Genomic DNA, 21,033 nt, shown 5'->3' on the forward strand with positions numbered 1-21,033 from the left:
GCCCGAACGGTCAGCGCGGTGGGCAACATCGGACTGAACTCAGTCGCCTACAAGGTCGGTGCCCAATACGCCTTTCAACAGGTTCTCGTCGTCAGTGACGGCGACAACATCATCATCACCGATCTGGACGGCGAGGTCCTCGCCGAACGAACCCGACCCGCACCCGGCGTCAAATACGTCGGCAACGGCCGACCCCGCGGCCCACGCGCCAAAGACGACGAAGCGTCACCGAAGTCCTGACACACCTACTGTCACCAAAGTCCTGATACAGAACTGTCACCGATGTCCCGAGACATCACACCAGTCGATCGGCTACAACGGCCAGCCCGTGCAACGGGCCTTCCGCCGGGTCGACCCGCCGCTCGCCGTGCTCGTCGACCTGACCGCGGTGTTTCCCCGCGAACCGCACCGCGCCGGCGGATACAACCCCGAGGGGCTGCAGATGCACGCCGTCGTCGAGGGCCGGCTGACCTGCTGGGGGCTGTGTGAGCAGGGATTCTGGTGGGGATGGGTGACGTACGAGGTCGCGTACGGGGCGCAACGCCGGTCCGTCACGCACTGGATTCCGGCGTGGACGCTCAAGCGCAAGGCCGACTGAGCGCGTCACTACCGTGGAGCCATGGCCCGCAACTTCGCTACTGCCGACGCCGTTGGACTTCCCGAACTGCTGGACTTCGTCCGGCCACGCCACCACATGGTTCTGACCACCTACCGCGCCGACGGCTCACTGCAGAGTTCGCCGGTGACCGGCGGCGTCGACGATGCCGGCCGCATCGTGATCGCCAGCTATCCGCAGCGGGCGAAGTCGGCGAACCTGCGCCGTGATCCCCGCGCCAGCGTGACGGTGTTGTCCGACGAGTTCAACGGCGCCTATGTCCAGGTCGACGGCGACGCCGAGGTGGTGCTGTTGCCGGATGCCGTCGAACCGCTCGTGGACTACTTCCGTGCCGTTGCGGGCGAGCACTCCGACTGGGACGAGTACCGCCGCGCGATGGTGGACCAGGGAAAGTGCCTGATCAGGATCACTCCGACGCGATGGGGTCCGGTGGCCACCGGCGGATTCCCGCCGGCCTGACCCGGCGCGATATCGGGGACACGACGGTGCCGCTGTGGTAGTCACAGAGGGCGGCCGCGTTGCGGTGGCTAGACGGTCAAACTATAGTCTGGACACATGTCCAGAGCCCTGCCATCGCCTCTGGCCTCGGTGAGTTGACCATGCGGATCGCCCTGTTGTCGTACCGAAGCAAGACGCATTGCGGTGGGCAAGGCGTGTACGTCCGCCATCTCAGCCGCGGTCTGGTCGAGCTCGGTCACGACGTCGAGGTCTTCTCGGGTCAGCCCTATCCGGGCGGTCTGGACCCCCGGGTGCGGCTCACCAAGGTGCCCAGCCTCGACCTCTACCGCGAGCCCGATCCGTTCCGCATCCCGCGACCCAGCGAGATCCGCGACCGCATCGATCTGCTCGAACTGCTGACCACCTGGACGGCGGGCTTTCCCGAGCCGAAGACGTTCTGCATGCGGGTGGCCCGGATCCTCGCCGAACGCCGCGACGAGTTCGACGTCGTCCACGACAACCAGAGCCTGGGCACCGGGCTGCTGGACGTCGCCGCGCTGGGCCTGCCGGTGGTCGCCACCGTGCACCATCCCATCACCCGGGACCGCGTGCTCGACGTCGCGGCGGCCAAGTGGTGGCGAAAGCCGTTGGTGCGCAGGTGGTATGCCTTCGCCGAGATGCAGAAGCAAGTCGCCCGCCAGATCCCCGAACTGTTGACCGTGTCCACCACGTCGGGCATCGACATCGCCGACGACTTCGGGGTGTCGCCAAGCCAACTGCACGTGGTGCCGCTCGGCGTCGACACCGAACTGTTTCAGCCGTCCGAGAACCGGGTGCGCAACCGCATCATCGCCATCGCCAGCGCCGACGTGCCGTTGAAGGGCGTCAGCCACCTGCTGCACGCCGTCGCCCGGCTGCGCGTGGAGCGCGACCTCGACGTGCAGCTCGTTTCGAAGCTCGAACCCAACGGGCCCACCGAGAAGCTGATCGCCGAACTGGGCATCTCGGACATCGTGCACAGCTGCAGCGGCATCAGCGACGCCGAACTCGCCCGCCTGCTGGCGTCGGCCGAGGTCGCCTGCATCCCGTCGCTCTACGAGGGCTTCTCCCTGCCCGCCGTCGAGGCGATGGCCAGCGGCACACCCATCGTCGCCAGCCGCGCTGGTGCGCTGCCCGAGGTGGTCGGCACCGACGGCGAATGCGCCCGCCTCGTCCGCCCGGCCGACGTCGACGATCTGACCACAGTCCTGGGCGAGTTGCTCGACTCGCCGCTGGAGTTGCGCCGCCTCGGCGCGGCAGGCCGTCGCCGCGCACTCGAGGTGTTCAGCTGGGAATCCGTTGCGGCACAGACGGCCTCGGTGTACGAACTGGCGATGGAGCGGACCAAGACATGCTGACCGTTGACTTCGACCGGCTGGGTGTCGGCGTTGGCACTTCCGTGATCGACGTGGGATGCGGTGCGGGCAGGCACTCGTTCGAAGCGTTCCGGCGTGGCGCCGACGTGGTGGCGTTCGACCAGGACGGCGAGGAGCTCAACGACGTCGACGCGATCCTGCAGGCCATGCAGCAGCAGGGCGAGGCGCCGGCGTCGGCCAAGGCCGAGGCAGTCAAGGGTGACGCACTCGATTTGCCTTACGGCGACGCCAGTTTCGACTGCGTGATCGCGTCGGAGATCCTCGAACACGTTCCGCAGGACGACCGCGCGATCGACGAGCTGGTGCGGATCGTCAAGCCCGGCGGCTGGCTGGCCGTCACCGTGCCGCGGTGGCTGCCCGAGAAGATCTGCTGGGCGTTGTCCGACGAGTATCACGCCAACGAGGGCGGCCACATCCGGATCTACCGGGCCGACGAGTTGCACGCCAAGATCGCGGATCGTGGCATGCGCTTCGAACATCGCCACCACGCACACGCGCTGCACTCACCGTTCTGGTGGCTGAAATGCGCTGTAGGCGTTGACAAGCCGGACCATCCGCTGGTGGGTGCCTATCACAAGCTGTTGGTGTGGGACATGATGTCGCGGCCCTGGCTGACCCGCAACGCCGAGGCGGCGCTCAACCCGCTGATCGGTAAGAGCGTCGCCCTGTACTTCCAGAAGCCGGCGGATTTCGGGAGCCGGTGACGTTGCGGACGCATGAGATCCCCGGTGTCGCGGGCGTTCTGACGCCGCAGCAGTGCCTCCAGACCGCCAAGTCGATTGCCGCGACGCAGGAATCCAGCGGTGCGCTGCCCTGGTTCGACGGCGGCCACACGGATCCGTGGGATCACGTCGAGAACGCGATGGCCCTGACGGCTGCCGGGCTGTGGGAGCCCGCGCGCGCGGCGTTCGACTGGTGCCGGAACACGCAGCGCGCGGACGGCTCGTGGCCCATCCAGCTACGCAACGGCGTCGTCGAGGATGCGAACAGCGACAGCAACTTCTGTGCCTACGTCGCGACCGGCGTCTGGCACTACGTGCTCATCACCAAGGACCGCGCGTTCGCGGAGTTGATGTGGCCGGTGGTGAACCGTGCCATCGAATTCGTGCTGACCATGCAGCTCGACGGTGGCGAGATCGCTTGGGCCCGAAGCGATGCCGGAATCGTCGAGGAGGCGCTGCTGACCGGGTGTGCCAGCATCTATCACAGCATCCGGTGTGCGCTGGCGCTGGCGACCTACGTCGGCGAGTCGCAACCCGAGTGGGAAGTGGCCGTCGGCAGCCTCGGCCACGCCGTCGCGGAGCATCCGGAGTCGTTCCTGCTCAAGGACACTCACTCGATGGAGTGGTATTACCCGGTGCTCGGTGGCGCGGTTCGCGGCGACGCCGCCAGGGCACGCATCGACGCCCGCTGGGATGAGTTCGTGGTGCCGGGCCTCGGCATCCGGTGCATCGACCATCGGCCGTGGGTGACCGGCGCGGAGACGTGCGAACTGGTGATGGCGCTGGACGCCATCGGCGATGCGGCCCGCGCCCACGAGCAGTTCGCGAACATGCACCACCTACGCGAGACGGACGGCTCGTACTGGACCGGTCTGGTGTTCGCCGACGGCAAGCGGTGGCCGGTGGAGCGCACCACGTGGACCGGGGCGGCCATGATCCTGGCGGCCGACGCGCTGTCGCGCACCACGCGTGCGAGCGGCATCTTCCGCGGCCACGACCTGCCGCGCGGTCTCGAAGGCGAGTTCGACTGCGCCTGCGCGGCCAGCGAGCGCTAGCGGCGTCACGGATTGACGACGTTTTAGCGACGCCACCGTCCTTGGTGATGGATGATTTGGGCCTATTCGCATCGCCCCCCAAATGAAGGACCGCTGATGGCCGCTCTCGTCCGCCCATGTCTCGTCGCAGGGATTGCCGTTGCCGGTGCCAGTTTTTGGCTGGCGAGTGCTCCCGGCGAGCCTGCGCCCGAGGTGCGATTGGCGTCAGTGGAGTCGGTGCTGTCGACGGTACCGCTCTCGCCTGCGACGGGAACGTGTGGTGAGTTGTGGTGCAGCGAGCTGTTCGGGTCGGCCGTCTCGGCGCCCACTCCGCTGCGGCTGGCCGCGGCCCTCGATGTGCCTGCGGCTGCTCCGGGTACCGATCCGATCAGTGCGTTCATCCGGATCTTCGTCGGCAATGGGACCGCCGACAATCCGAATGCCGGGCTGCTGATCGGCAATGGCCTCGACGGGTTGCCGGGTCAGCACGGTGGCAACGGCGGGCTGCTGTTCGGCTTGGGTGGTGCAGGCGGCGTCGGGGTGGCCGGCGTCAATGGCGGGGCTGGCGGGAACGGCGGTAGCGCAGGACTGTTCGGCAACGGTGGCGCCGGCGGGGCGGGTGTGGCGGCGGACGCGAACAGTGGCGTCGCGGGCAACGGTGGTCGCGGCGGCAACGGTGGGTTGTTGATCGGCAACGGCGGCGCAGGCGGTCAGGGCGGGCAGGGCGCGACGGGCGCGGCCGGGGTCAATCCAGGCCCGAAACCGCCGACGACACCGGCTGGCGACGGGTCGCAAGGCACCCAGGCACCGTTCGGAGGTCAGGCTGGCGCCGGCACTCCGGGCCAGCCGGGCACCGCGGACGGGCAGGCCGGTGGCACGGGTGGCACCGGCGGCGACGCGGATGGCTCCGGGGGTGGCCCTCGTGACCCTCGCAGCGGCTTCGGCGGGGCGGGCGGCGCAGGTGGGGCCGGCGGGCCCGGCGCTCCCGGCGGCGCCGGCGGCAATGGCGGCGATGCCGCCGGTGATCCCGCCGACGGCGGTATCGGTGTCGGCGGTGTCGGTGGTGTGGGCGGCGATGGCGGATCCGGCGCTCCCGGCGGTAACGGTGGTAACGGTGGCGGGGGCGCAGGCGCACCCGGCACGGCGGCGGGTACGGGCGGTGCGGGCGGCACCGGAGGTACCGGCGCGGCAGGCGGCACCGGCGGTGACGGCGGCAGAATCAACGTTGGACCCAACCCGGCCGTTGCTGGCACCGGCGGGGCAGGAGGCACCGGCGGCACGGGGGCATCGGGCAGCGGCGGCGGAGCCGGCGGGGCGGGCGGCGCAGGTGGCTCGGGCGGCATCCTCGTCGGCACCGGCGGTGCAGGCGGCACGGGTGGTTCAGGCGGCACTGGAGGAACCGGCGCCACCGGTGGCCCTGGCGGTTTGGGTGGCAGCGGCGGCTTTGGTGGTAGCTCTGAGATCACGGGCGGAACCGGCGGTCAGGGCGGCGACGGCGGCACGGGCGGCACCGGTGGCGCTGGTGGCACCGGCGGCAACGGTGGTGCGGCAGGATCGGGCGGCTTCATCGGCGGCGGCGGCACCACGGGCTCTGGCGGCTCGGGCGGCACCGGGGGCCAAGGCGGCGCGGGAGGAGCGCTCGGATCCGGCAGGGCCGGCGGACAGGGTCAAGCGGGTTCGGGCAGCCCGGGCGCCGACGGCTCCACGGGCAGCACCGGATCGCAAGGCGCGACGGGCAGCGCCGGCGGTCCTGGCGACCGCTAACCGTCAGACGGGCTGCGCGCGCCCGCCGAGAGTGCAGAACATTGCGAAGAATCAGCGAAAGTTGGCCAACAACTTCACATTCGGCGAATCAGATCCGCTCAAGCAGCCGCAGCGAGCCGGTCGCGCCGACCTCGCGGAACTCGCCGCTGTCCAGTGCGCGCCGGTAGATGCGGTACGGCGCCTGCCCACCGTCGTCGGGGTTGGGAAACACATCGTGGATCACCAGTGCGCCACCGACGGCCACCCATTTGGCCCAGCCGTCGTAGTCCTTCTGCGCGGCCTCGTCGGTGTGGCCGCCGTCGATGAACAAGAACTGCAAGGGAGTTCGCCACGACCTGGCGACGAGCGCGGACTTGCCGACCACGGCGACCACCGTGTCGTCCAGTGCGGCGGCATCGAGCGTGTGCCGCAGGGTCGGTAACGTGTCGAACCGCCCGGTGACCGGGTCGACCATCGAGGTGTCGTGGTACTCCCAGCCGGGCTGGTGCTCCTCGGAGCCGTGGTGGTGGTCGATGGTGTACAGCACGCCGCCGGTCTGCTGGGCGGCGGCGCCGAGCAGCACCGTCGACTTGCCGCAGTAGGTGCCGATCTCGACGCCGACGCCGTCACCGAGGTAGCGCACCGCCGCGTCGTACAGCGCCCGGCCCTCGTCGGCCGGCATGAATCCGATGACCTCGTCGGCGAGTGCGAACAGGCGCGCCGCGGCGGGCGGCAGGGCGGTGTCGGTGGTGTCGGCAGAGCTCATGTGGGTCAACTTACCGTTGCCGGTACTACGCAGTTGTAGTAGCGTCCAGACACGTGTCCGATCCGACCCTAGAGTCGACTCGGCGCCGTCTGACCGCCAAGCAGGCCGACACCGTCGATCGCCTGGGCAAGGCCGCGGTCGAACTCCTGAATCGCGAGGGTTTCGCCGGTCTCACCGTGCGCCGCGTCGCCGCCGAAGCGGGGGTTGGCGCCGCCACCGCGTACACCTACTTCTCGTCCAAGGAGCACCTCGTCGCCGAGGTGTTCTGGCGCAGGCTCGCGGCCTCACCACCCGCCGGACACGACTCCGTCGATCCCGCCGCACGGGTCATCGACGTGCTGCACCACATCGCGCTGCTGGTCGCCGACGAGCCGGAATTCGCAGGGGCAGTGACCAGCGCGCTGTTGGGCCGCGACCCCGACGTCGAGGTGCTGCGCCAGCGCATCGGTCGCGACATCCGCGGCCGGCTGTCGGCGGCACTCGGCGCGGACGTCGACCCGGACGTGATCGACACGTTGGAGATGCTGTACTCCGGCGCCCTGGTCCGGGCCGGGATGGGGTACGCGTCCTACCCGGACATCGCCCGCCGACTGGAGAAGTCGGCGCGACTCATTCTGAGCTGACGCCGCGCGGACCAAGGATGGCGGTCGCCGCGATGATGGCGGGCTCCGTCATGTCGTGTGGGTCGGTTCCGCGTTCGACGATCTGCGCGGTCAGTTCGCGCAAGCCGCCAAGCAGGATCAGCGCCAGGGCTCGCGGGGCCGGTGGTAGCCCCGCGCGCCGGAATCCCGGGCTGTCGGTGAGGTCGACGAGCATGTCGGTGAGCTGCTCCATGGCCAGCCGGTGCAACGGCTGCGCCGCCAGGCCGAGCGCGGGCGCCTCGCGGATCCAGCTCAGCGTGATGGCCGGTCGCGCGGCGATGTGGTGGACGTAGGCGTCCGCCGCGGCGCGAATCTGGTCCTGCCACGGGGCTTCCCCGTCGACAGCCGCCTGGATCGTGGCGATCAGATGATCGTTGTTGGTGCGCAGTAGGTCGACGAAACACTCTTCCTTGCTTGGGAATTCGCCGTAGAAGGTCCGCTTGGAGGTCTTCGCGTTGCGCACGATGTCGGCGACCGTGGTCTCGCGGTAACCGCGTTCGGCGATGGAGTCGGCGAGTCCGTCGAGCAACCGCTGCCGAAAGGCGCCGGCTCCCGACGCGGTCGGGGCTGCGTCCGTCAAAGCGGCTTCCACGTCGTTGCCTCCGAACCCTTGCGCACGTGCGGTACTGAGATGTACCGTACAACACACACCGACGGTACACCGCAGTACCAGTACAGGGGTTGGAGAGTCTCGTGAGCCAAGCGATCATCGACGCCGCCGACACGGGCACCGCCCCGGCAATCAACCTTCCGCCCCGTCCGCGACTGCCCAGCTTCCTGCTGAGCGCCGCATTCATGTTGTCGCGCCCGCAGATGGTGGACCGCCTCGCCCGGCGCTACGGCGACGTGTTCACGCTGAACGTCCCGGTGTTCGGGCGCACCGTCATGGTGGCCGACCCGCAACTGGCCAAGCAACTGTTCGTCGCCAACACCGACGACGTCGGCAACATTCAGCCCAACCTCAGCAGAATCCTCGGTCCCGGTTCGGTTTTCGCGCTCGACGGTGCCGACCACCGACGCCGCCGCAAGCTGCTGACCCCGCCGTTTCACGGCAAGAGCATCAAGAACTACGAAAAGATCTTCGAAGAGGAGACGCTGCGCGAATCGGCCAACTGGCCACAGGGCAGTGAGTTCCAGACCCTCGAGCCGATGATGCGGATCACGCTGAACGCGATCCTGCGCGCGGTATTCGGCGCAGACGGTGAACAACTCGACGAACTGCGCCGGATCATCCCGCCGTGGGTCACCCTCGGCTCGAAGTTGGTCGTGGTGCCGACGCCGCCCCGGACCTACGGCCGGTTCAGCCCGTGGGGCAGGCTTGCCGCGTACCGACGCGAGTACGACCGCGTCATCGACCGGCTGATCGACCAGGTCACCGCCGACCCGAACTTCGAGACCCGCGACGACGTGCTGACGCTACTGCTGCGCAGCACCTACGAGGACGGCTCGGCGATGTCCCGGCGCGACATCGCCGATGAACTGCTGACCTTGCTGGCCGCCGGGCACGAGACGACGGCCTCGACGTTGGCCTGGGTATTCGAGCGGGTCGCCAGGCACCCGGACGTGCTGGCCAAACTCGAAGCCGAGGCTGCGACCGACGACAACGAATACCGCCAGGCCGCGATCCTCGAGGTGCAGCGCGTCCGCACGGTCATCGACTTCGCCGGACGCCACGTCTACGCCCCGACCTTCCAACTGGGTGACTGGGTAATACCGCGGGGCTACTCGGTCGTCGTCGCCATCGCGCACATCCACGAACACGAAAGCGACTACGCCGACCCAGAACGCTTCGATCCGCAGCGCTTCGTCGGCAACCGGCCGTCGACGTCGTCGTTCATCCCGTTCGGCGGCGGTACCCGGCGCTGCGTCGGCGCCGTGTTCGCCAACGTCGAGATGGACGTGGTGCTGCGAACGGTGTTGCGGCACTTCACGATCGAGACCACGACGGCGCCCGACGAGAAGGTGCACTCCCGAGGGGTTGCGTATACGCCGAAGGCCGGCGGACGCGTGGTGATGCGCCGCCGGCCGACGCCACTGATTACTGGCTAGCCGTTTGCCGCTTCGGCAGCTTCCATCCCGCGCGCGGGAAGTGGCAGGTGTACCCGTTCGGGTAGCGCTCCAGGTAGTCCTGGTGCTCCGGCTCGGCCTCCCAGAAATCGCTGGCCGGCGTCACCTCGGTGACCACCTTGCCTGGCCACAGGCCGGACGCCTCGACGTCGGCGATGGTGTCCAGCGCGACGCGCTTCTGCTCGTCGTCGAGGTAGAAGATCGCCGAGCGGTAGCTGCTCCCGACGTCGTTGCCCTGGCGGTCCTTCGTCGTCGGATCGTGGATCTGGAAGAAGAATTCGAGCAGCGCGCGGTAGTCGGTCTGCGCCGGGTCGTATTCGATCTCGATGGCCTCGGCGTGCCCCGGATGGTTGCGGTAGTTGGGGTGATCGTTCTTGCCGCCGGTGTAGCCGACGCGCGTCGACACCACGCCTGGCTGCTTGCGGATCAGATCCTGCATGCCCCAGAAGCAACCGCCCGCGAGGACCGCCCTCGAAGTGTTCGTCATGCCCGAGCCTCCTTGGTGCTCTCGAAAAGCGTCTTGAACTCCCCGTAGCCCTCGGTTTCGAGGTCATCGAGGTGGATGAATCTCAGCGAAGCGGAGTTGATGCAGTAGCGCAACCCTCCTGCCTCGCGGGGGCCGTCGTCGAAGACGTGACCGAGGTGGCTGTCACCGTTGGCCGACCGCACCTCGGTGCGCACCATGAACAGCGAGCGGTCGCGCTTCTCGACCACGTGGTCGGCATTGATCGGTTTGGTAAAGCTCGGCCAGCCGGATCCGCTCTCGAACTTGTCCGTCGAGGCGAACAGCGGTTCACCGGAGACCACGTCGACGTAAATGCCGGGTTCGTGGTTGTCCCAGTACTCACCGGTGAACGGCCGCTCGGTGCCGTTCTTCTGCGTGACCTGGTACTGCTCGGGAGACAAGGCCTCCACAGCTTCCGGGTTCTTGTTGTATTCCTTCGCCACTCGTCCTCCTAATGTTGGCACTCGTATAACCACGAGTGCGCTGGAGAAGTTCCTGCGTTACACCTGGCCGCCGACCGCCCCGGGCCCACTCGACAAAGCGCGGTAGAACGTGTTCTAGTTCTGGGTGTGACGAGCAAGACCTTCACCCGCGACGAGTTGACCGAGGCATTCGCCACCTTCGAGCAGACGGTGGCCCGCGCGGCCGAGACCCGCGACTGGGATCGCTGGGTCGAGCAGTACACACCCGACGTCACGTACGTCGAGCACGCGGCGGGAACCATGCGCGGCCGCGAGCAGGTCCGCGACTGGATCTGGAAGACCATGGAGAGCTTCCCGGGCAACTACATGACGTCGTTCCCGTCGCTGTGGACGGTCATCGACGAGCCGACCGGCCGGGTGCTGTGCGAGCTCGACAACCCACTGCGCGACCCCGGCGACGGCACCGTCATCAGTGCCACGAACATCTCGATCGTCACCTATGCCGGCGACGGGCAGTGGTCCCGCCAGGAGGACGTCTACAACCCGTTGCGGTTCGTATCGGCGGCGATGAAGTGGTGCAAGAAGGCCAAGGAACTCGGCACGCTGCCCGACGAAGCGGAGCGTTGGATGCGTCAGGTTGGGGGCGCGGCATGACGGCTCTGGTGATCGGCGCGAACGGATACCTGGGCTCGCACGTCACCCGCCAACTCGTCGCCGACGGGCAGGACGTGCGGGTCATGGTGCGGCCCGAGGCCAACACCATCGGCATCGACGATCTGAAGGTCACCCGGTTCCTCGGTGACATCTGGAACGACGACGTGCTGCGCGACGCGATGGCTGGCGTCGACGACGTCTACTACTGCGTCGTCGACACCCGTGGCTGGCTGCGCGACCCTGCCCCGCTGTTCCACACGAACGTCGAGGGCACCCGAAACGTGCTTGAGGTCGCCACTGCTGCCGACCTCAAGCGCTTCATCTTCACCAGCAGCTACGTGACGGTGGGTCGTCGGCGCGGCCGTCGCGCCACGGAGGACGACGCCATCGTCGATCGCGGACTGACGCCGTACGTGCGGTCGCGCGTGCAGGCCGAGAACCTGGTGCTGGAGTACGCCCGTGAGCGCGGGCTGCCCGCCGTGGCGATGTGCGTGTCGACGACGTACGGCGGCCGAGACTGGGGTCGCACCCCGCACGGCGCGATCATCGCGGGCGCTGCGTTCGGCAAGCTGCCCTTCACGATGAGCGGAATCTCCTTGGAGGCCGTCGGAATCGACGACGCCGCCAGGGCGATGATCCTGGCCGCGGAGAAGGGCCGCGTCGGTGAGCGCTACCTGATCTCGGAGAAGATGATCACCAACGCCGACGTCGCGCGCATCGCGGCCGAAGCGGCAGGGGTACCGCCGCCGTCGAAGTCGATTCCGCTGCCCGTGTCGTACGCGATGGCGGCGCTCGGCAGCGCCAAGGCCCGGCTGAAGGGCTCCGACGAACGGCTGTCGCTGGGTTCGCTGCGGCTGATGCGCGCCGAGGCGCCGGTGGACTGCAGCAAGGCCAAGCGCGAATTGGGTTGGCAGCCAGCGCCCGTCGAGGAGTCGATCCGCGAAGCCGCCAAGTTCTGGGTCGGCCTGCGCGAGGCCAAGCGCAAGAGCAAACAGGCGGGCTGAACACCACGCCGGACGCCGTTCAGTACGCTGCGGGACGTCACGTCACGGGGCTAGCGTCGAAGCATGACCGATACCGACAAGGTGCACGTCGACCTCAGCGGAGCGCCGCAGACCATGCTCGCGACGTTCTACGCCAAGGCGCTGGACGCCGGCCTCCCCGAGCCCATCCTCGGTGACCGACTGGCCAAGGAGATCGCCGACCGCATCGACTACGACTGGTCGAAAACCGCGATCACACCGGGCAATTCGCCGTCGGTGACCACCCGCAGCGCCCACTTCGACGACTGGGCCCGCCAGTTCCTCGCGGTCAACCCGGATGCCGTCGTCCTGCACCTCGGCTGCGGGCTCGACGGACGGTTCTTCCGGCTGGACCCGGGGCCCGGCGTCGAGTGGTACGACATCGACTATCCCGAAGTCGCGACGCTGCGCCAGCAGCTCTACCCGACGCACGACCGCTACCACGTCATCGCAGCCTCGGTCACCGACCCGGCGTGGTTCGCCGACATCCCGCGCGACCGCCCGACGCTGATGATCGGCGAGGGCCTGACGATGTACCTGACGCGTGAGGACGGCACCGCGCTGCTGCGCCGCGTCGTCGAACATGCGCCGTCGGGGGAGTTGCAGTTCGACGCCTTCAACCGACTGGGCATCAAGTCGCAATGGATGAACGCCGTGGTGCGACGGTCGGGCGCGACGCTCTACTGGGGGATCGACGGGCCCGACGACATCGTCGACGCCGTGCCTGGCGTGCGGCTGCTGGCCTGGGTCTCGGCCCTCGAGACGGACACCTTCAAGAGGCTGGCTTGGTACTACCGGGCGATGACCAAGGTGATGACGGCGGTGCCGGCGCTGCGCTACATGGCGCAGTACCACCGCTACGCGTTCGGTCCGGTCTCGCCGCGATGAGATCCCAGTCGAGCGCCGAAAACGAGTAGCGAACTACTCACTCTTTGCTGTAATGCCCCGGCGTAATGTCCCAAATTGGACGGCGCCAACGACGGCGCCACCGAACATGGGGGAAGAACATGCTCAAGAAGGTATTGGTCACCGTGATTGCCGCAGGCGCCCTGGCCGTTCCGTTCGCCGCAGTCGCAGGGGCGGACCCCACCTCCGAAAACCCCGGCCTGCCGGGGACTTTCGGAGGTCTGCCCCCAGGAGCCGGAGTTACGATCGTCGCGCATCAGGGGCCCGGCGCGGTCTCCGACGCGATCGGAGTGTACGGCACGCCGGGGAGCACGTTCAAGCAATTCACGCCTGGGCATACGAAGTAGCCGGCTGCGCCAACGGTTCACGCCGCCCGCATCCCGGTTGGGGTGCGGGCGGCGTCGTATGGTTGCCAGTACATAGGCGGGCGAAGCAGTTTGGCGCTAGCCGGCTTCGGCCCTGGCCTTGAGCCGCTGCAACGTCCGGTCGATGTTCTCGGCGTTCGCGGCGGTGCGGTCCTTCACGCCGGTCCCGATCCGCGCGGGTAGCAGGAACCATCCCGGTCGGCGGTCCCAGGTGCGCTCGGTGACGCGACAGCCACCGTCGACCGGTTCGATGTCGTAACGCCAGTGCGAGACGGGGACGACGACGCTCTTGACGTCGAAGCCGAACACCCGTCCCGGCTCGGCATCGGTAACGGTGCAGGTGGTGGACCAGGACTTCGAGCCACGACAATTCGCACCCTTGAACTTCGCCCCCCGCACCGCGGCGTCACCCGTCACCCACTGCATCGACGTGGTCTCCTCGGCGACTTCGGCCAGGGTGGCCAGATCGGTGATCATCCGGTACACGCTGTCGGCATCGGCGGCGATCTCCACGGTCGCCGCAACGTCGGCGTCAGGCAGGTCGGTCATGCGGCGAAGCGTAATCAGGGGACGCGGAATCCGGGGCGGGTCGCGCACGTTGCCCTAAGAACCGTCGTCAGGAGAGCGCCATGACCGAACGCCCCGTTCTGCAGCCCACCGCCGAACATCCCATCACCGTCACCCCGACCGGCCGGCACGTCACCGTCCGGGTCAACGGCGAAGTCGTCGCCGAGACCGACGCCGCGCTGACGCTGCAGGAGTCGACGTATCCGGCGGTCCAGTACGTGCCGCTGGCCGACGTCGTCGGCACCGCGTTGCGCCGCAGCGACACCACCACCTACTGCCCGTACAAGGGCAACGCGAACTACTACGACGTGACCGTCGGCGGCGCCACCGTCGGCGACGCCATCTGGACCTACGAGCAGCCGTACCCGGCCGTGGGCGCGATCGCCGGGCACGTGGCGTTCTACGCGGACAAGGCTGACGTCACCGTCGGGTAACCCGTGCGCCTAACCTGAGGCCGTGAGCAGTTCGGCCAGCGTGGTGTTCGACGGGCCCGCAAGCCCCGCGATGACGCTGTCGCCGCTGCGCCGCGGGCCCGGCGACCCGTGCTACCAAGTCGTCGACGGAGTCATCTGGAAGACCACGTCGATGCCGACCGGACCCGTGACCGCCCGGATCGAGAAGAGCGCGCCCAACGTCGTCGACTGCGAGGTATGGGGAAGCGGCGCAAGCGAATTCGTCGAGAAGCTGCCCGCCTGGCTCGGTGTCGAGGACGACAGGAGCGGCTTCGAACCCACTGAACCGACCATCGCCGCGGCGCACCGCAAGGTGCCGCACCTCCGGCTCGGGCGCACCGACCGTGTCATGGAGGCCCTCATCCCCGCCGTCCTCGAACAGCGGGTCTCGGGCAAGGACGCGTTCCGCGCGTGGCGCCTGCTCGTCACGAAGTTCGGCGCACCGGCACCCGGCCCGGCACCCGCCAGGATGCGGGTACCACCGTCGGCCGACGTCTGGCGGCGCATCCCGTCGTGGGAGTTCCACCTCGCCAACGTCGATCCCGGCCGGGCCCGCACGCTGGTCGGATGTGCGCAGCGGGCGGACGCCCTGGAGCGGCTGTCGAGCCGTCCGGCCGCCGAGGCACGCGCGGCGATGATGTCACTGCCCGGCGTCGGCGAGTGGACGGCGGCCGAGACCGCGCAGCGGGCGTTCGGCGACGCCGACGCACTCTCGGTCGGGGACTACCACCTCGCCAACGTGGTCGGGTGCACGCTGCTCGGCCATCGGATCGACGACCCGGAGATGCTCGAACTGCTGGAACCGCTTCGGCCGCACCGGCACCGCGCCGTGCGGCTACTGGAAGTCAGCGGGCTCGCCACCAATCCCCGGTTCGGGGCACGGCAGGCGATTCCGAACCTGCGCGCGCTCTAATGCCCGAGGCGGGTCGTCACCCAGTCGACCAGCGGCCGGGTGGCCTTCCAGTCCTTGCGCACCGCGGCGAGCAGATCGGAGGTGTGGATGACCGGTTCGAAGCCGTAGTCCTTCGTGACCGTGAGGGAACGGTGCCGCAGTAGATCGATGCGCGGATGGTCGGCGTCGTGTCCGCGCGGTGCGGTCTTGAGCCGGTCTCCGCCGACCTCGAAGCCGGCCCGTTCCAACTTGGCCAGGATCCGTTGCAGCTCTTTGCCTTTGGCGTCGTCGACGATCGCTGCCCTGATGGCGGCGAGGTCGGCGGCGCTGGCGTCGTAGAAACCGGCACCCGTACGGAAGCCGCGGGCGGCGATCTCGACGTACCACCCGCAGGCGGGACCGGCTCCGACGAAGGCGCCCTGGTGTGTCTTGTACGGCGTCTTGTCCTTCGCGAACCGGACGTCGCGGTACGGCCGGAAGACCTTGGCCGTGCCGAACTCCCGCTCCAGCGCAGTCACCAGCGCGATCGTCGGCGCCTTGACGGCCGCTTCGTAGACGTCCTTATGCGCGTCCCAGAACGACTTGGTGTTGTCGATCTCCAGGTCGTCGTAGAAGTCGAGCGCGGCCTCGGGAAAGCCGGTGAACGGGGGCGTCGACTCCGTCATGCCGCGAGCGTAGCGACCGGTGTGTAGCCCGCCGCGCAGCCGGGTAGGTCTCCTAGGAAGCCAAGCCACGAGGAGGCAAGACGATGCCAGAATTCACCATCCCGGGCATGTCCGCGAAGGACGGCCGCGAGGTCGCCGATCTGCTGCAGAAGCAGCTCAGCACCTACAACGACCTGCACCTGACGCTCAAGCACGTGCACTGGAACGTCGTCGGACCCAACTTCATCGGCGTCCACGAGATGATCGACCCCCAGGTCGAACTGGTCCGCGGCTACGCCGACGAGGTGGCCGAGCGGGCCGCGGCGTTGGGGGCATCACCGCAGGGCACTCCCGGCGCCATCATCAAGGACCGCACCTGGGACGACTACTCGGTGGGGCGCGACACCGTGCAGGCGCATCTCGCAGCCCTGGACCTGGTGTACACCGGCGTCATCGAGGACACCCGGAAGGCCATTGAGCGTATGGAGGACCTCGATCTGGTGTCGCAGGACATGCTGATCGACCACGCTGCCGAGCTGGAGAAGTTCCAGTGGTTCGTGCGCGCGCACCTCGAGAACGCAGGTGGTCAGTTGGCGACTCGAGGTGCCAGGACCGAGAAGCAGGCCGCGCAGAACGCCAAGAAGAAGGCGCCGGTCAAGTAGCGGCCGGTCCCGCGGCTTCTTCGAGGGCGTCGTCGTGTACCGGCCGGTCGGCGAGTTCCTCGTTGCGCCCGAACAGGAACGGGTAGGCAGCGCCTGCGATGGCCGCGCCGATCAGCGGTGCCAGCCAGAACACCCAGAGCTGCGCGGGCGCGTCATTGCCGTTGAAGAAGGCGACGGCGGTGGTGCGGGCCGGGTTGACCGACGTGTTGGAGATGGGGATCGAGATCAGGTGGATCAGCGTGAGCGTCAGCCCGATTGCCAAGCCCGCGAAGCCCTTCGGCGCGCGGTCGTCGGTGGCGCCCAGGATGACGAGTAGGAACACGCCGGTGAGGACGATCTCCGCGATCACCACCGCCACGAGCGAATAGCCGCCGGGGGAGTGGGCGCCGTAACCGTTGGCGGCCATGTTTCCGGTGGCGGTCCAGCCGTCCTGTCCCTTGGCGATCACGTAGATCACCAATCCGCCGATCAGGCCGCCTATGACTTGGACAATCCAGTAGGCGGGTAGCGCCTTCCACTCGACGCGGCGGGCGAGCGCGGCGCCAAGGGTGACTGCCGGGTTGAAGTGGCCGCCCGAGATGGTGCCGAAGGCGTACACGCCGGTAAGCACGGTCAGGCCGAATGCCAGTGACACGCCAAGGAATCCGATGCCGACGGACACGCCGTCGGAGATCGACTTCGCGGCGAACACGGCGCTGCCGCAGCCACCGAGAACCAGCCAGAACGTCCCGATGAACTCCGCCGCCAGGCGATGAAACATCGTCGGTGCAGTCATGACCCCAACCCTCCCTTGGCATCTCGACACTGGGACGCCAATGCGACGAGCGTGGCATGTGCTCGGCGTAGGCGGGGTGATCGTGGCCGAATCATTGTCCGATCGTGATACACCGCGATCGGCGCGTTACCTACGGCTCGGTGGCCTCGTCCCGGCGGCGCTCGGCTTCGGCGGTCTCCCGGTTGAGCCGCTGCGAGCGGTAGATCGACACGTCGGTGCGGGTGATGATCAGGTAGGCCAAACCGACGGCGACCATCGCGCACGGGATGACCGAGAACGACCCCGTCATCTCGGCCACCATGATCATCACTGCGAGCGGGGCGTGGGCGACGCTGCCGAAGCACGCCATCATGCCGACCACGACGAACACCGCCGGTCCATCGGGGAGGCCGGGCGCGCCCAATTCGTGGCCGACGCGCCACAATGCGGCACCAACGAATGCGCCGATCACGACGCCGGGCCCGAAGATGCCGCCCGAACCGCCGGTGCCAATCGACAGCGAGGTGGCCACGATCTTGGCGAGAGGCAGGATCAGCACGATCCACAGCGGCATCGCCAGCAAGGTGTCGGTGTCGGCGGCCTTCTGTGCCCAGCCGTAGCCGCTGGCCAGAATCTGCGGGATGAGCAACGCGAGCAGGCCCACCGCCAAGCCGCCCAACGCCGGCTTGATCACCTTGTTGCCTGGCAGCTTTGCGGTCAAGGCGACGGTGCCGTAGAAGATGCGCGCATAGAGATATCCGACGGCCGCCGCGAGGACTCCGAGCGGGACGTACCACGCCAGATCCAGCGGATGGTCGAAGCGGAAATCGGTGGCGAGGAAGCCGAAGAGGGGCTCGAAGCCGAGGATCGAGCCCAGCACCGCGTACGCCGTCGCCGAGGTGATGAAGCCGGGAATCAGCGCCCGGTAATCGAAGTCCTCGCGGTAGACGATGGACGCCGCGAGCACCGCACCACCCAGCGGGGCACCGAAGATGGCGCCGATGCCCGAGCCGATGCCCAGCGACACCGCGACGCGGCCGTCCTCGTCGGACAGATCGAGGCGGCGGGCGAGCAACGAGCCGAACCCCGCCGAGATCTGGGCGGCGGGACCCTCGCGTCCGCCCGACCCGCCCGATCCGATGGTCAGCGCGCTGGCGATCGTCTTCACCACGATGGCCCGGACCCGGATGGCGCGCGGATCGGTGTGCACCGCTTCGATGGCGCTGTCGGTGCCGTGACCCTCCGCCTCGGGGGCGAACTTGTTCACCAGGAACGCCGACATCAGCGCGCCGCCGAACACCACGAGCGGGATGGCCCACGGCCGCTCGAATCCGCTCGATCCCGCATCGCCGCCGTCGCCCAACGGTTTTGGGATGTGGTAGCCGGCGAGGTAGCCGAGGAAGAACTGCCCGGCGTAGTCCAGGGCGAGATAGAAGACCACCGCTCCGAGCCCGGCGATGACGCCGATGGTCACGCCGAGGATCAACCACTTGCGCAGATATCCGGAGCGCCGGATGAAGCCGCCGAGAGCCGCGCTGACGTCACGCGCCTGGGGCATGGCCGGATGCTAGCAGCGGTAGGCCGTCACCCGGGCTCGAGCTTGTCGACTGGAATCTGGCAGCATACCCCCAGGGGGTATATAGTGAACGCCATGACTCACGCTCATACCGTCGAAACCGAGGCGCACGCCGAGCACACCGACCACGGCCACTCCGGTCACTCCGGCCACGCTGACCACGTAGCCGCCTTCCGGCGGCTGTTCTGGATCATGTTGGCGTTGTCGATCCCGACGGTCGCGCTGTCGGGCATGTTCGCGATGATCCTGGGCTACGCCGTGCCGGACCTGCCGGGCGTCACGTGGGTCTCGCCCGTGCTCGGCACGGTGATGTACCTGTGGGGCGGCCGGCCGTTCCTCACCGGAGCGGTCAGCGAGGTCCGCTCCCGCGCGCCCGGAATGATGCTGCTCATCGGGTTGGCCATCACCGTGGCGTTCGTGTCGTCGTGGGGCGCCTCCCTCGGCGTGCTGCACCACGAGCTGGACTTCTGGTGGGAACTCGCGCTGCTCATCGTGATCATGCTGCTGGGCCACTGGATCGAGATGCGGTCCCTGGCACAGACCACGTCGGCTCTCGATTCGTTGGCCGCGCTGCTGCCCGACGAAGCCGAACGCGTCGAGTCCGGCCCCGACGGCGACGTGCTGACCACCGTCGCGCCAGCCGACCTGCGATTGGGTGACGTCGTGGTCGTACGACCCGGCGGCAGCATCCCCGCCGACGGGCGCATCACGCAGGGGAGCGCCGAGATCGACGAGTCCATGGTCACCGGCGAGTCCCGTCCCGTCCGGCGCGCCGTGGGCGACACCGTCGTTGCAGGCACGGTCGCGACCGATTCGGGCCTGCGCATCGAGGTGACCGCCGTCGGCACCGACACCGCACTGGCGGGCATCCAGCGCCTCGTCACCGAGGCGCAGAACTCGTCGTCGCGGGCCCAGCGCCTCGCCGACCGGGCGGCCGGTTGGCTGTTCTGGTTCGCGCTCGGATCGGCCGCCATCACCGCCGTGGTGTGGGGCTTCGCCGGACAACCCGAGGACGCCGTCATCCGCACCATCACCGTTTTGGTGATCGCCTGCCCGCACGCACTCGGTCTGGCCATTCCGCTGGTGGTGTCCATCGCCACCGAGCGCGCAGCGCGGGGCGGTGTGCTGGTCAAGGACCGGCTGGCCCTGGAGAGCATGCGCACGGTCGGGGCGGTGCTGTTCGACAAGACCGGCACCCTCACCAAGGGTGAACCCGCCGTCACCGCCGTGGTCGCAGTCGGCGGTCGCTCCGAGGACGAGGTGTTGGCGCTGGCCGCGGCCGCCGAATCCGATTCCGAGCACCCGCTGGCGCGGGCCATCGTCGCTGCCGCAGGCAGGCGGAACGTCCCGGTGCGCGGATCGGCCGACTTCACGTCGTCACCGGCCGTCGGGGTCACGGCCACCGTGGACGGCCAAGAGGTGCGGGTCGGTGGGCCGCGCCTGCTCGACGAGGCAGGGCAGCCCGCGTTGGAGGCGACGCTGGCCTGGCACGACGAGGGTGCCATCGTCCTGCATGTCCTGGTCGACGGCACGGCGGCCGGGGCGCTCGCCCTGGCGGACGAGATCCGCGAGGAATCCCGCCAGACGGTCGACGCGCTGCGGCGGATGGGCGTCGAAGTCGTCATGATCACCGGCGATGCGGAATCCGTAGCCAGGTCAGTCGCCGCGGAACTGGGGATCGGGCGGGTCTTCGCCGGGGTGCGACCGGAGGACAAGGCCGCCAAGGTGGCCGAGTTGCAGGCCGAGGGCCTCGTGGTGGCGATGGTCGGCGACGGCGTCAACGATGCGCCCGCGTTGGCCCGTGCCGACGTCGGCATCGCGATCGGCGCGGGCACCGACGTCGCCATCGGTTCGGCGGGCGTGATCCTCGCCAGCTCGGACCCGCGCTCGGTGCTCTCGACCATCCTGCTGTCCTGCGCCTCGTACCGGAAGATGAAGCAAAACCTTTGGTGGGCAGCGGGTTACAACCTGATCTCCGTTCCGCTGGCCGCCGGGGTGCTTGCGCCCGTCGGCTTCGTCATGCCGATGTCGGTGGGTGCACTGCTGATGTCGATGTCGACCGTCGTGGTCGCACTGAATGCCCAACTGTTGCGTCGACTGGACCTCAGTCCCGCCGCCAGCGTCCGTGCGCTCGATCGTCAGCGTCTCTAAGAATCCGGAAAGGCTTTTA

Annotated in this window: 24 protein-coding genes and 1 pseudogene; 17 read left to right on the forward strand and 8 right to left on the reverse strand. The window is 68.5% G+C overall.

The window, feature by feature from the left end:
* From N536_RS42655 to N536_RS42320, 7 genes and pseudogenes are all read left to right on the forward strand, one after another.
* Positions 1-240: pseudogene (locus N536_RS42655) on the forward strand (IS481 family transposase); the annotation flags it as partial.
* A gap of 25 nt (positions 241-265) precedes the next feature.
* The gene (locus N536_RS0124945; RefSeq protein ID WP_051574772.1) at positions 266-598 is read left to right on the forward strand and encodes a hypothetical protein; all 333 of its coding nucleotides are present in this window, start codon (positions 266-268) and stop codon (positions 596-598) included.
* A gap of 21 nt (positions 599-619) precedes the next feature.
* The gene (locus N536_RS0124950; protein ID WP_029116115.1) at positions 620-1,075 is read left to right on the forward strand and encodes a PPOX class F420-dependent oxidoreductase; all 456 of its coding nucleotides are present in this window, start codon (positions 620-622) and stop codon (positions 1,073-1,075) included.
* Positions 1,076-1,215: 140 nt separating this feature from the next.
* Positions 1,216-2,451: a glycosyltransferase family 4 protein gene (locus N536_RS0124955; protein WP_029116116.1), complete on the forward strand. Its 1,236-nt coding sequence runs from the start codon at positions 1,216-1,218 to the stop codon at positions 2,449-2,451.
* Positions 2,445-3,173: a class I SAM-dependent methyltransferase gene (locus N536_RS0124960; RefSeq protein ID WP_029116117.1), complete on the forward strand. Its 729-nt coding sequence runs from the start codon at positions 2,445-2,447 to the stop codon at positions 3,171-3,173. The genes N536_RS0124955 and N536_RS0124960 overlap by 7 nt, the downstream gene beginning before the upstream one ends.
* 2 nt (positions 3,174-3,175) lie before the next feature.
* A complete protein-coding gene (locus tag N536_RS0124965) occupies positions 3,176-4,246 on the forward strand; it encodes a prenyltransferase (RefSeq protein WP_029116118.1) in 1,071 nt (356 codons plus the stop codon).
* A gap of 96 nt (positions 4,247-4,342) precedes the next feature.
* The gene (locus N536_RS42320) at positions 4,343-5,989 is read left to right on the forward strand and encodes a hypothetical protein (RefSeq protein WP_155948712.1); all 1,647 of its coding nucleotides are present in this window, start codon (positions 4,343-4,345) and stop codon (positions 5,987-5,989) included.
* Between the two features lie 88 nt (positions 5,990-6,077).
* Here the strand turns inward: N536_RS42320 and N536_RS0124975 are convergent, their stop codons facing one another.
* Positions 6,078-6,734: a class I SAM-dependent methyltransferase gene (locus N536_RS0124975; RefSeq protein ID WP_029116120.1), complete on the reverse strand. Its 657-nt coding sequence runs from the start codon at positions 6,732-6,734 to the stop codon at positions 6,078-6,080.
* A 53-nt stretch (positions 6,735-6,787) separates the two neighbouring features.
* Here N536_RS0124975 and N536_RS0124980 point away from each other — a divergent pair, with 53 nt between their 5' ends.
* Positions 6,788-7,357 (forward strand): TetR/AcrR family transcriptional regulator, encoded by a 570-nt coding sequence (locus N536_RS0124980; RefSeq protein WP_029116121.1) that lies wholly within the window; start codon positions 6,788-6,790, stop codon positions 7,355-7,357.
* On the opposite strand, the gene N536_RS0124985 is transcribed toward N536_RS0124980, so the two are convergent.
* Positions 7,344-7,955, reverse strand: coding sequence for a TetR/AcrR family transcriptional regulator (locus N536_RS0124985; protein WP_231514631.1), 612 nt, complete (start codon positions 7,953-7,955; stop codon positions 7,344-7,346). The two genes, N536_RS0124980 and N536_RS0124985, sit on opposite strands and share 14 nt — an antisense overlap.
* A 215-nt stretch (positions 7,956-8,170) precedes the next feature.
* Here N536_RS0124985 and N536_RS0124990 point away from each other — a divergent pair, with 215 nt between their 5' ends.
* Positions 8,171-9,424 carry a cytochrome P450 gene (locus N536_RS0124990; RefSeq protein ID WP_155948721.1) on the forward strand — a complete coding sequence of 418 codons (1,254 nt, stop codon included), beginning with the start codon at positions 8,171-8,173 and terminating at the stop codon, positions 9,422-9,424.
* Here the strand turns inward: N536_RS0124990 and msrA are convergent.
* Both msrA and msrB read right to left on the reverse strand, forming a co-directional pair.
* Positions 9,414-9,929 carry a peptide-methionine (S)-S-oxide reductase MsrA gene (gene msrA, locus N536_RS0124995; protein ID WP_029116124.1) on the reverse strand — a complete coding sequence of 172 codons (516 nt, stop codon included), beginning with the start codon at positions 9,927-9,929 and terminating at the stop codon, positions 9,414-9,416. The two genes, N536_RS0124990 and msrA, sit on opposite strands and share 11 nt — an antisense overlap.
* Positions 9,926-10,390 carry a peptide-methionine (R)-S-oxide reductase MsrB gene (msrB, locus tag N536_RS0125000; protein ID WP_029116125.1) on the reverse strand — a complete coding sequence of 155 codons (465 nt, stop codon included), beginning with the start codon at positions 10,388-10,390 and terminating at the stop codon, positions 9,926-9,928. Before msrB ends, msrA begins: the two co-directional genes overlap by 4 nt.
* Positions 10,391-10,516: 126 nt before the next feature.
* Here msrB and N536_RS0125005 point away from each other — a divergent pair, with 126 nt between their 5' ends.
* From N536_RS0125005 to N536_RS0125020, 4 genes are all read left to right on the forward strand, one after another.
* Positions 10,517-11,023, forward strand: coding sequence for a nuclear transport factor 2 family protein (locus tag N536_RS0125005; RefSeq protein ID WP_029116126.1), 507 nt, complete (start codon positions 10,517-10,519; stop codon positions 11,021-11,023).
* A complete protein-coding gene (locus N536_RS0125010) occupies positions 11,020-12,027 on the forward strand; it encodes an NAD-dependent epimerase/dehydratase family protein (RefSeq protein WP_029116127.1) in 1,008 nt (335 codons plus the stop codon). The genes N536_RS0125005 and N536_RS0125010 overlap by 4 nt, the downstream gene beginning before the upstream one ends.
* A gap of 63 nt (positions 12,028-12,090) precedes the next feature.
* Positions 12,091-12,933 carry a class I SAM-dependent methyltransferase gene (locus N536_RS0125015; RefSeq protein WP_029116128.1) on the forward strand — a complete coding sequence of 281 codons (843 nt, stop codon included), beginning with the start codon at positions 12,091-12,093 and terminating at the stop codon, positions 12,931-12,933.
* Between the two features lie 119 nt (positions 12,934-13,052).
* Positions 13,053-13,298, forward strand: a complete 246-nt coding sequence (locus N536_RS0125020; protein WP_029116129.1) for a hypothetical protein — start codon at positions 13,053-13,055, stop codon at positions 13,296-13,298.
* Between the two features lie 96 nt (positions 13,299-13,394).
* On the opposite strand, the gene N536_RS0125025 is transcribed toward N536_RS0125020, so the two are convergent.
* Positions 13,395-13,856: an SRPBCC family protein gene (locus N536_RS0125025; protein ID WP_029116130.1), complete on the reverse strand. Its 462-nt coding sequence runs from the start codon at positions 13,854-13,856 to the stop codon at positions 13,395-13,397.
* Between the two features lie 89 nt (positions 13,857-13,945).
* Between N536_RS0125025 and N536_RS0125030 the strand changes: the two genes are divergently transcribed.
* Both N536_RS0125030 and N536_RS0125035 read left to right on the forward strand, forming a co-directional pair.
* Positions 13,946-14,317 (forward strand): DUF427 domain-containing protein, encoded by a 372-nt coding sequence (locus N536_RS0125030; RefSeq protein WP_029116131.1) that lies wholly within the window; start codon positions 13,946-13,948, stop codon positions 14,315-14,317.
* A gap of 70 nt (positions 14,318-14,387) precedes the next feature.
* Positions 14,388-15,248 (forward strand): DNA-3-methyladenine glycosylase 2 family protein, encoded by an 861-nt coding sequence (locus N536_RS0125035; RefSeq protein ID WP_051574752.1) that lies wholly within the window; start codon positions 14,388-14,390, stop codon positions 15,246-15,248.
* Here N536_RS0125035 and N536_RS0125040 read toward each other — a convergent pair.
* Entirely contained in the window at positions 15,245-15,892 is a 648-nt protein-coding gene (locus N536_RS0125040; protein WP_029116133.1) for a DUF2461 domain-containing protein, read from the reverse strand. The two genes, N536_RS0125035 and N536_RS0125040, sit on opposite strands and share 4 nt — an antisense overlap.
* Before the next feature lie 83 nt (positions 15,893-15,975).
* On the opposite strand from N536_RS0125040, the gene N536_RS0125045 reads away from it, so the two are divergent.
* Positions 15,976-16,533 carry a Dps family protein gene (locus tag N536_RS0125045; protein ID WP_029116134.1) on the forward strand — a complete coding sequence of 186 codons (558 nt, stop codon included), beginning with the start codon at positions 15,976-15,978 and terminating at the stop codon, positions 16,531-16,533.
* Here N536_RS0125045 and aqpZ read toward each other — a convergent pair.
* Together aqpZ and N536_RS0125055 are read right to left on the reverse strand one after the other, a co-directional pair.
* Entirely contained in the window at positions 16,526-17,308 is a 783-nt protein-coding gene (gene aqpZ, locus N536_RS0125050) for an aquaporin Z (RefSeq protein ID WP_029116135.1), read from the reverse strand. The genes N536_RS0125045 and aqpZ overlap by 8 nt on opposite strands.
* Positions 17,309-17,438: 130 nt before the next feature.
* Positions 17,439-18,845, reverse strand: coding sequence for a chloride channel protein (locus N536_RS0125055; protein ID WP_029116136.1), 1,407 nt, complete (start codon positions 18,843-18,845; stop codon positions 17,439-17,441).
* Positions 18,846-18,938: 93 nt separating this feature from the next.
* Between N536_RS0125055 and N536_RS0125060 the strand changes: the two genes are divergently transcribed.
* On the forward strand, positions 18,939-21,014 hold the full coding sequence (locus N536_RS0125060) for a heavy metal translocating P-type ATPase (RefSeq protein WP_036437606.1): 2,076 nt from the start codon (positions 18,939-18,941) through the stop codon (positions 21,012-21,014).
* Positions 21,015-21,033 lie beyond the last annotated feature (19 nt).

It is taken from the genome of Mycobacterium sp. URHB0044, from assembly GCF_000620625.1.
GTDB lineage: Bacteria > Actinomycetota > Actinomycetes > Mycobacteriales > Mycobacteriaceae > Mycobacterium.

Bases quoted from the DNA above. Each gene is read 5' to 3' on its own strand.
- N536_RS0124950 (WP_029116115.1), top strand. From the start codon at position 620: ATGGCCCGCAACTTCGCTACTGCCGACGCCGTTGGACTTCCCGAACTG.
- N536_RS0124955 (WP_029116116.1), top strand. From the start codon at position 1,216: ATGCGGATCGCCCTGTTGTCGTACCGAAGCAAGACGCATTGCGGTGGG.
- N536_RS0124960 (WP_029116117.1), top strand. From the start codon at position 2,445: ATGCTGACCGTTGACTTCGACCGGCTGGGTGTCGGCGTTGGCACTTCC.
- N536_RS42320 (WP_155948712.1), top strand. From the start codon at position 4,343: ATGGCCGCTCTCGTCCGCCCATGTCTCGTCGCAGGGATTGCCGTTGCC.
- N536_RS0124975 (WP_029116120.1), bottom strand. From the start codon at position 6,734: ATGAGCTCTGCCGACACCACCGACACCGCCCTGCCGCCCGCCGCGGCG.
- N536_RS0124990 (WP_155948721.1), top strand. From the start codon at position 8,171: ATGTTGTCGCGCCCGCAGATGGTGGACCGCCTCGCCCGGCGCTACGGC.
- msrA (WP_029116124.1), bottom strand. From the start codon at position 9,929: ATGACGAACACTTCGAGGGCGGTCCTCGCGGGCGGTTGCTTCTGGGGC.
- N536_RS0125010 (WP_029116127.1), top strand. From the start codon at position 11,020: ATGACGGCTCTGGTGATCGGCGCGAACGGATACCTGGGCTCGCACGTC.
- N536_RS0125015 (WP_029116128.1), top strand. From the start codon at position 12,091: ATGACCGATACCGACAAGGTGCACGTCGACCTCAGCGGAGCGCCGCAG.
- N536_RS0125020 (WP_029116129.1), top strand. From the start codon at position 13,053: ATGCTCAAGAAGGTATTGGTCACCGTGATTGCCGCAGGCGCCCTGGCC.
- N536_RS0125030 (WP_029116131.1), top strand. From the start codon at position 13,946: ATGACCGAACGCCCCGTTCTGCAGCCCACCGCCGAACATCCCATCACC.
- N536_RS0125035 (WP_051574752.1), top strand. From the start codon at position 14,388: ATGACGCTGTCGCCGCTGCGCCGCGGGCCCGGCGACCCGTGCTACCAA.
- N536_RS0125040 (WP_029116133.1), bottom strand. From the start codon at position 15,892: ATGACGGAGTCGACGCCCCCGTTCACCGGCTTTCCCGAGGCCGCGCTC.
- N536_RS0125045 (WP_029116134.1), top strand. From the start codon at position 15,976: ATGCCAGAATTCACCATCCCGGGCATGTCCGCGAAGGACGGCCGCGAG.
- aqpZ (WP_029116135.1), bottom strand. From the start codon at position 17,308: ATGACTGCACCGACGATGTTTCATCGCCTGGCGGCGGAGTTCATCGGG.
- N536_RS0125055 (WP_029116136.1), bottom strand. From the start codon at position 18,845: ATGCCCCAGGCGCGTGACGTCAGCGCGGCTCTCGGCGGCTTCATCCGG.
- N536_RS0125060 (WP_036437606.1), top strand. From the start codon at position 18,939: ATGACTCACGCTCATACCGTCGAAACCGAGGCGCACGCCGAGCACACC.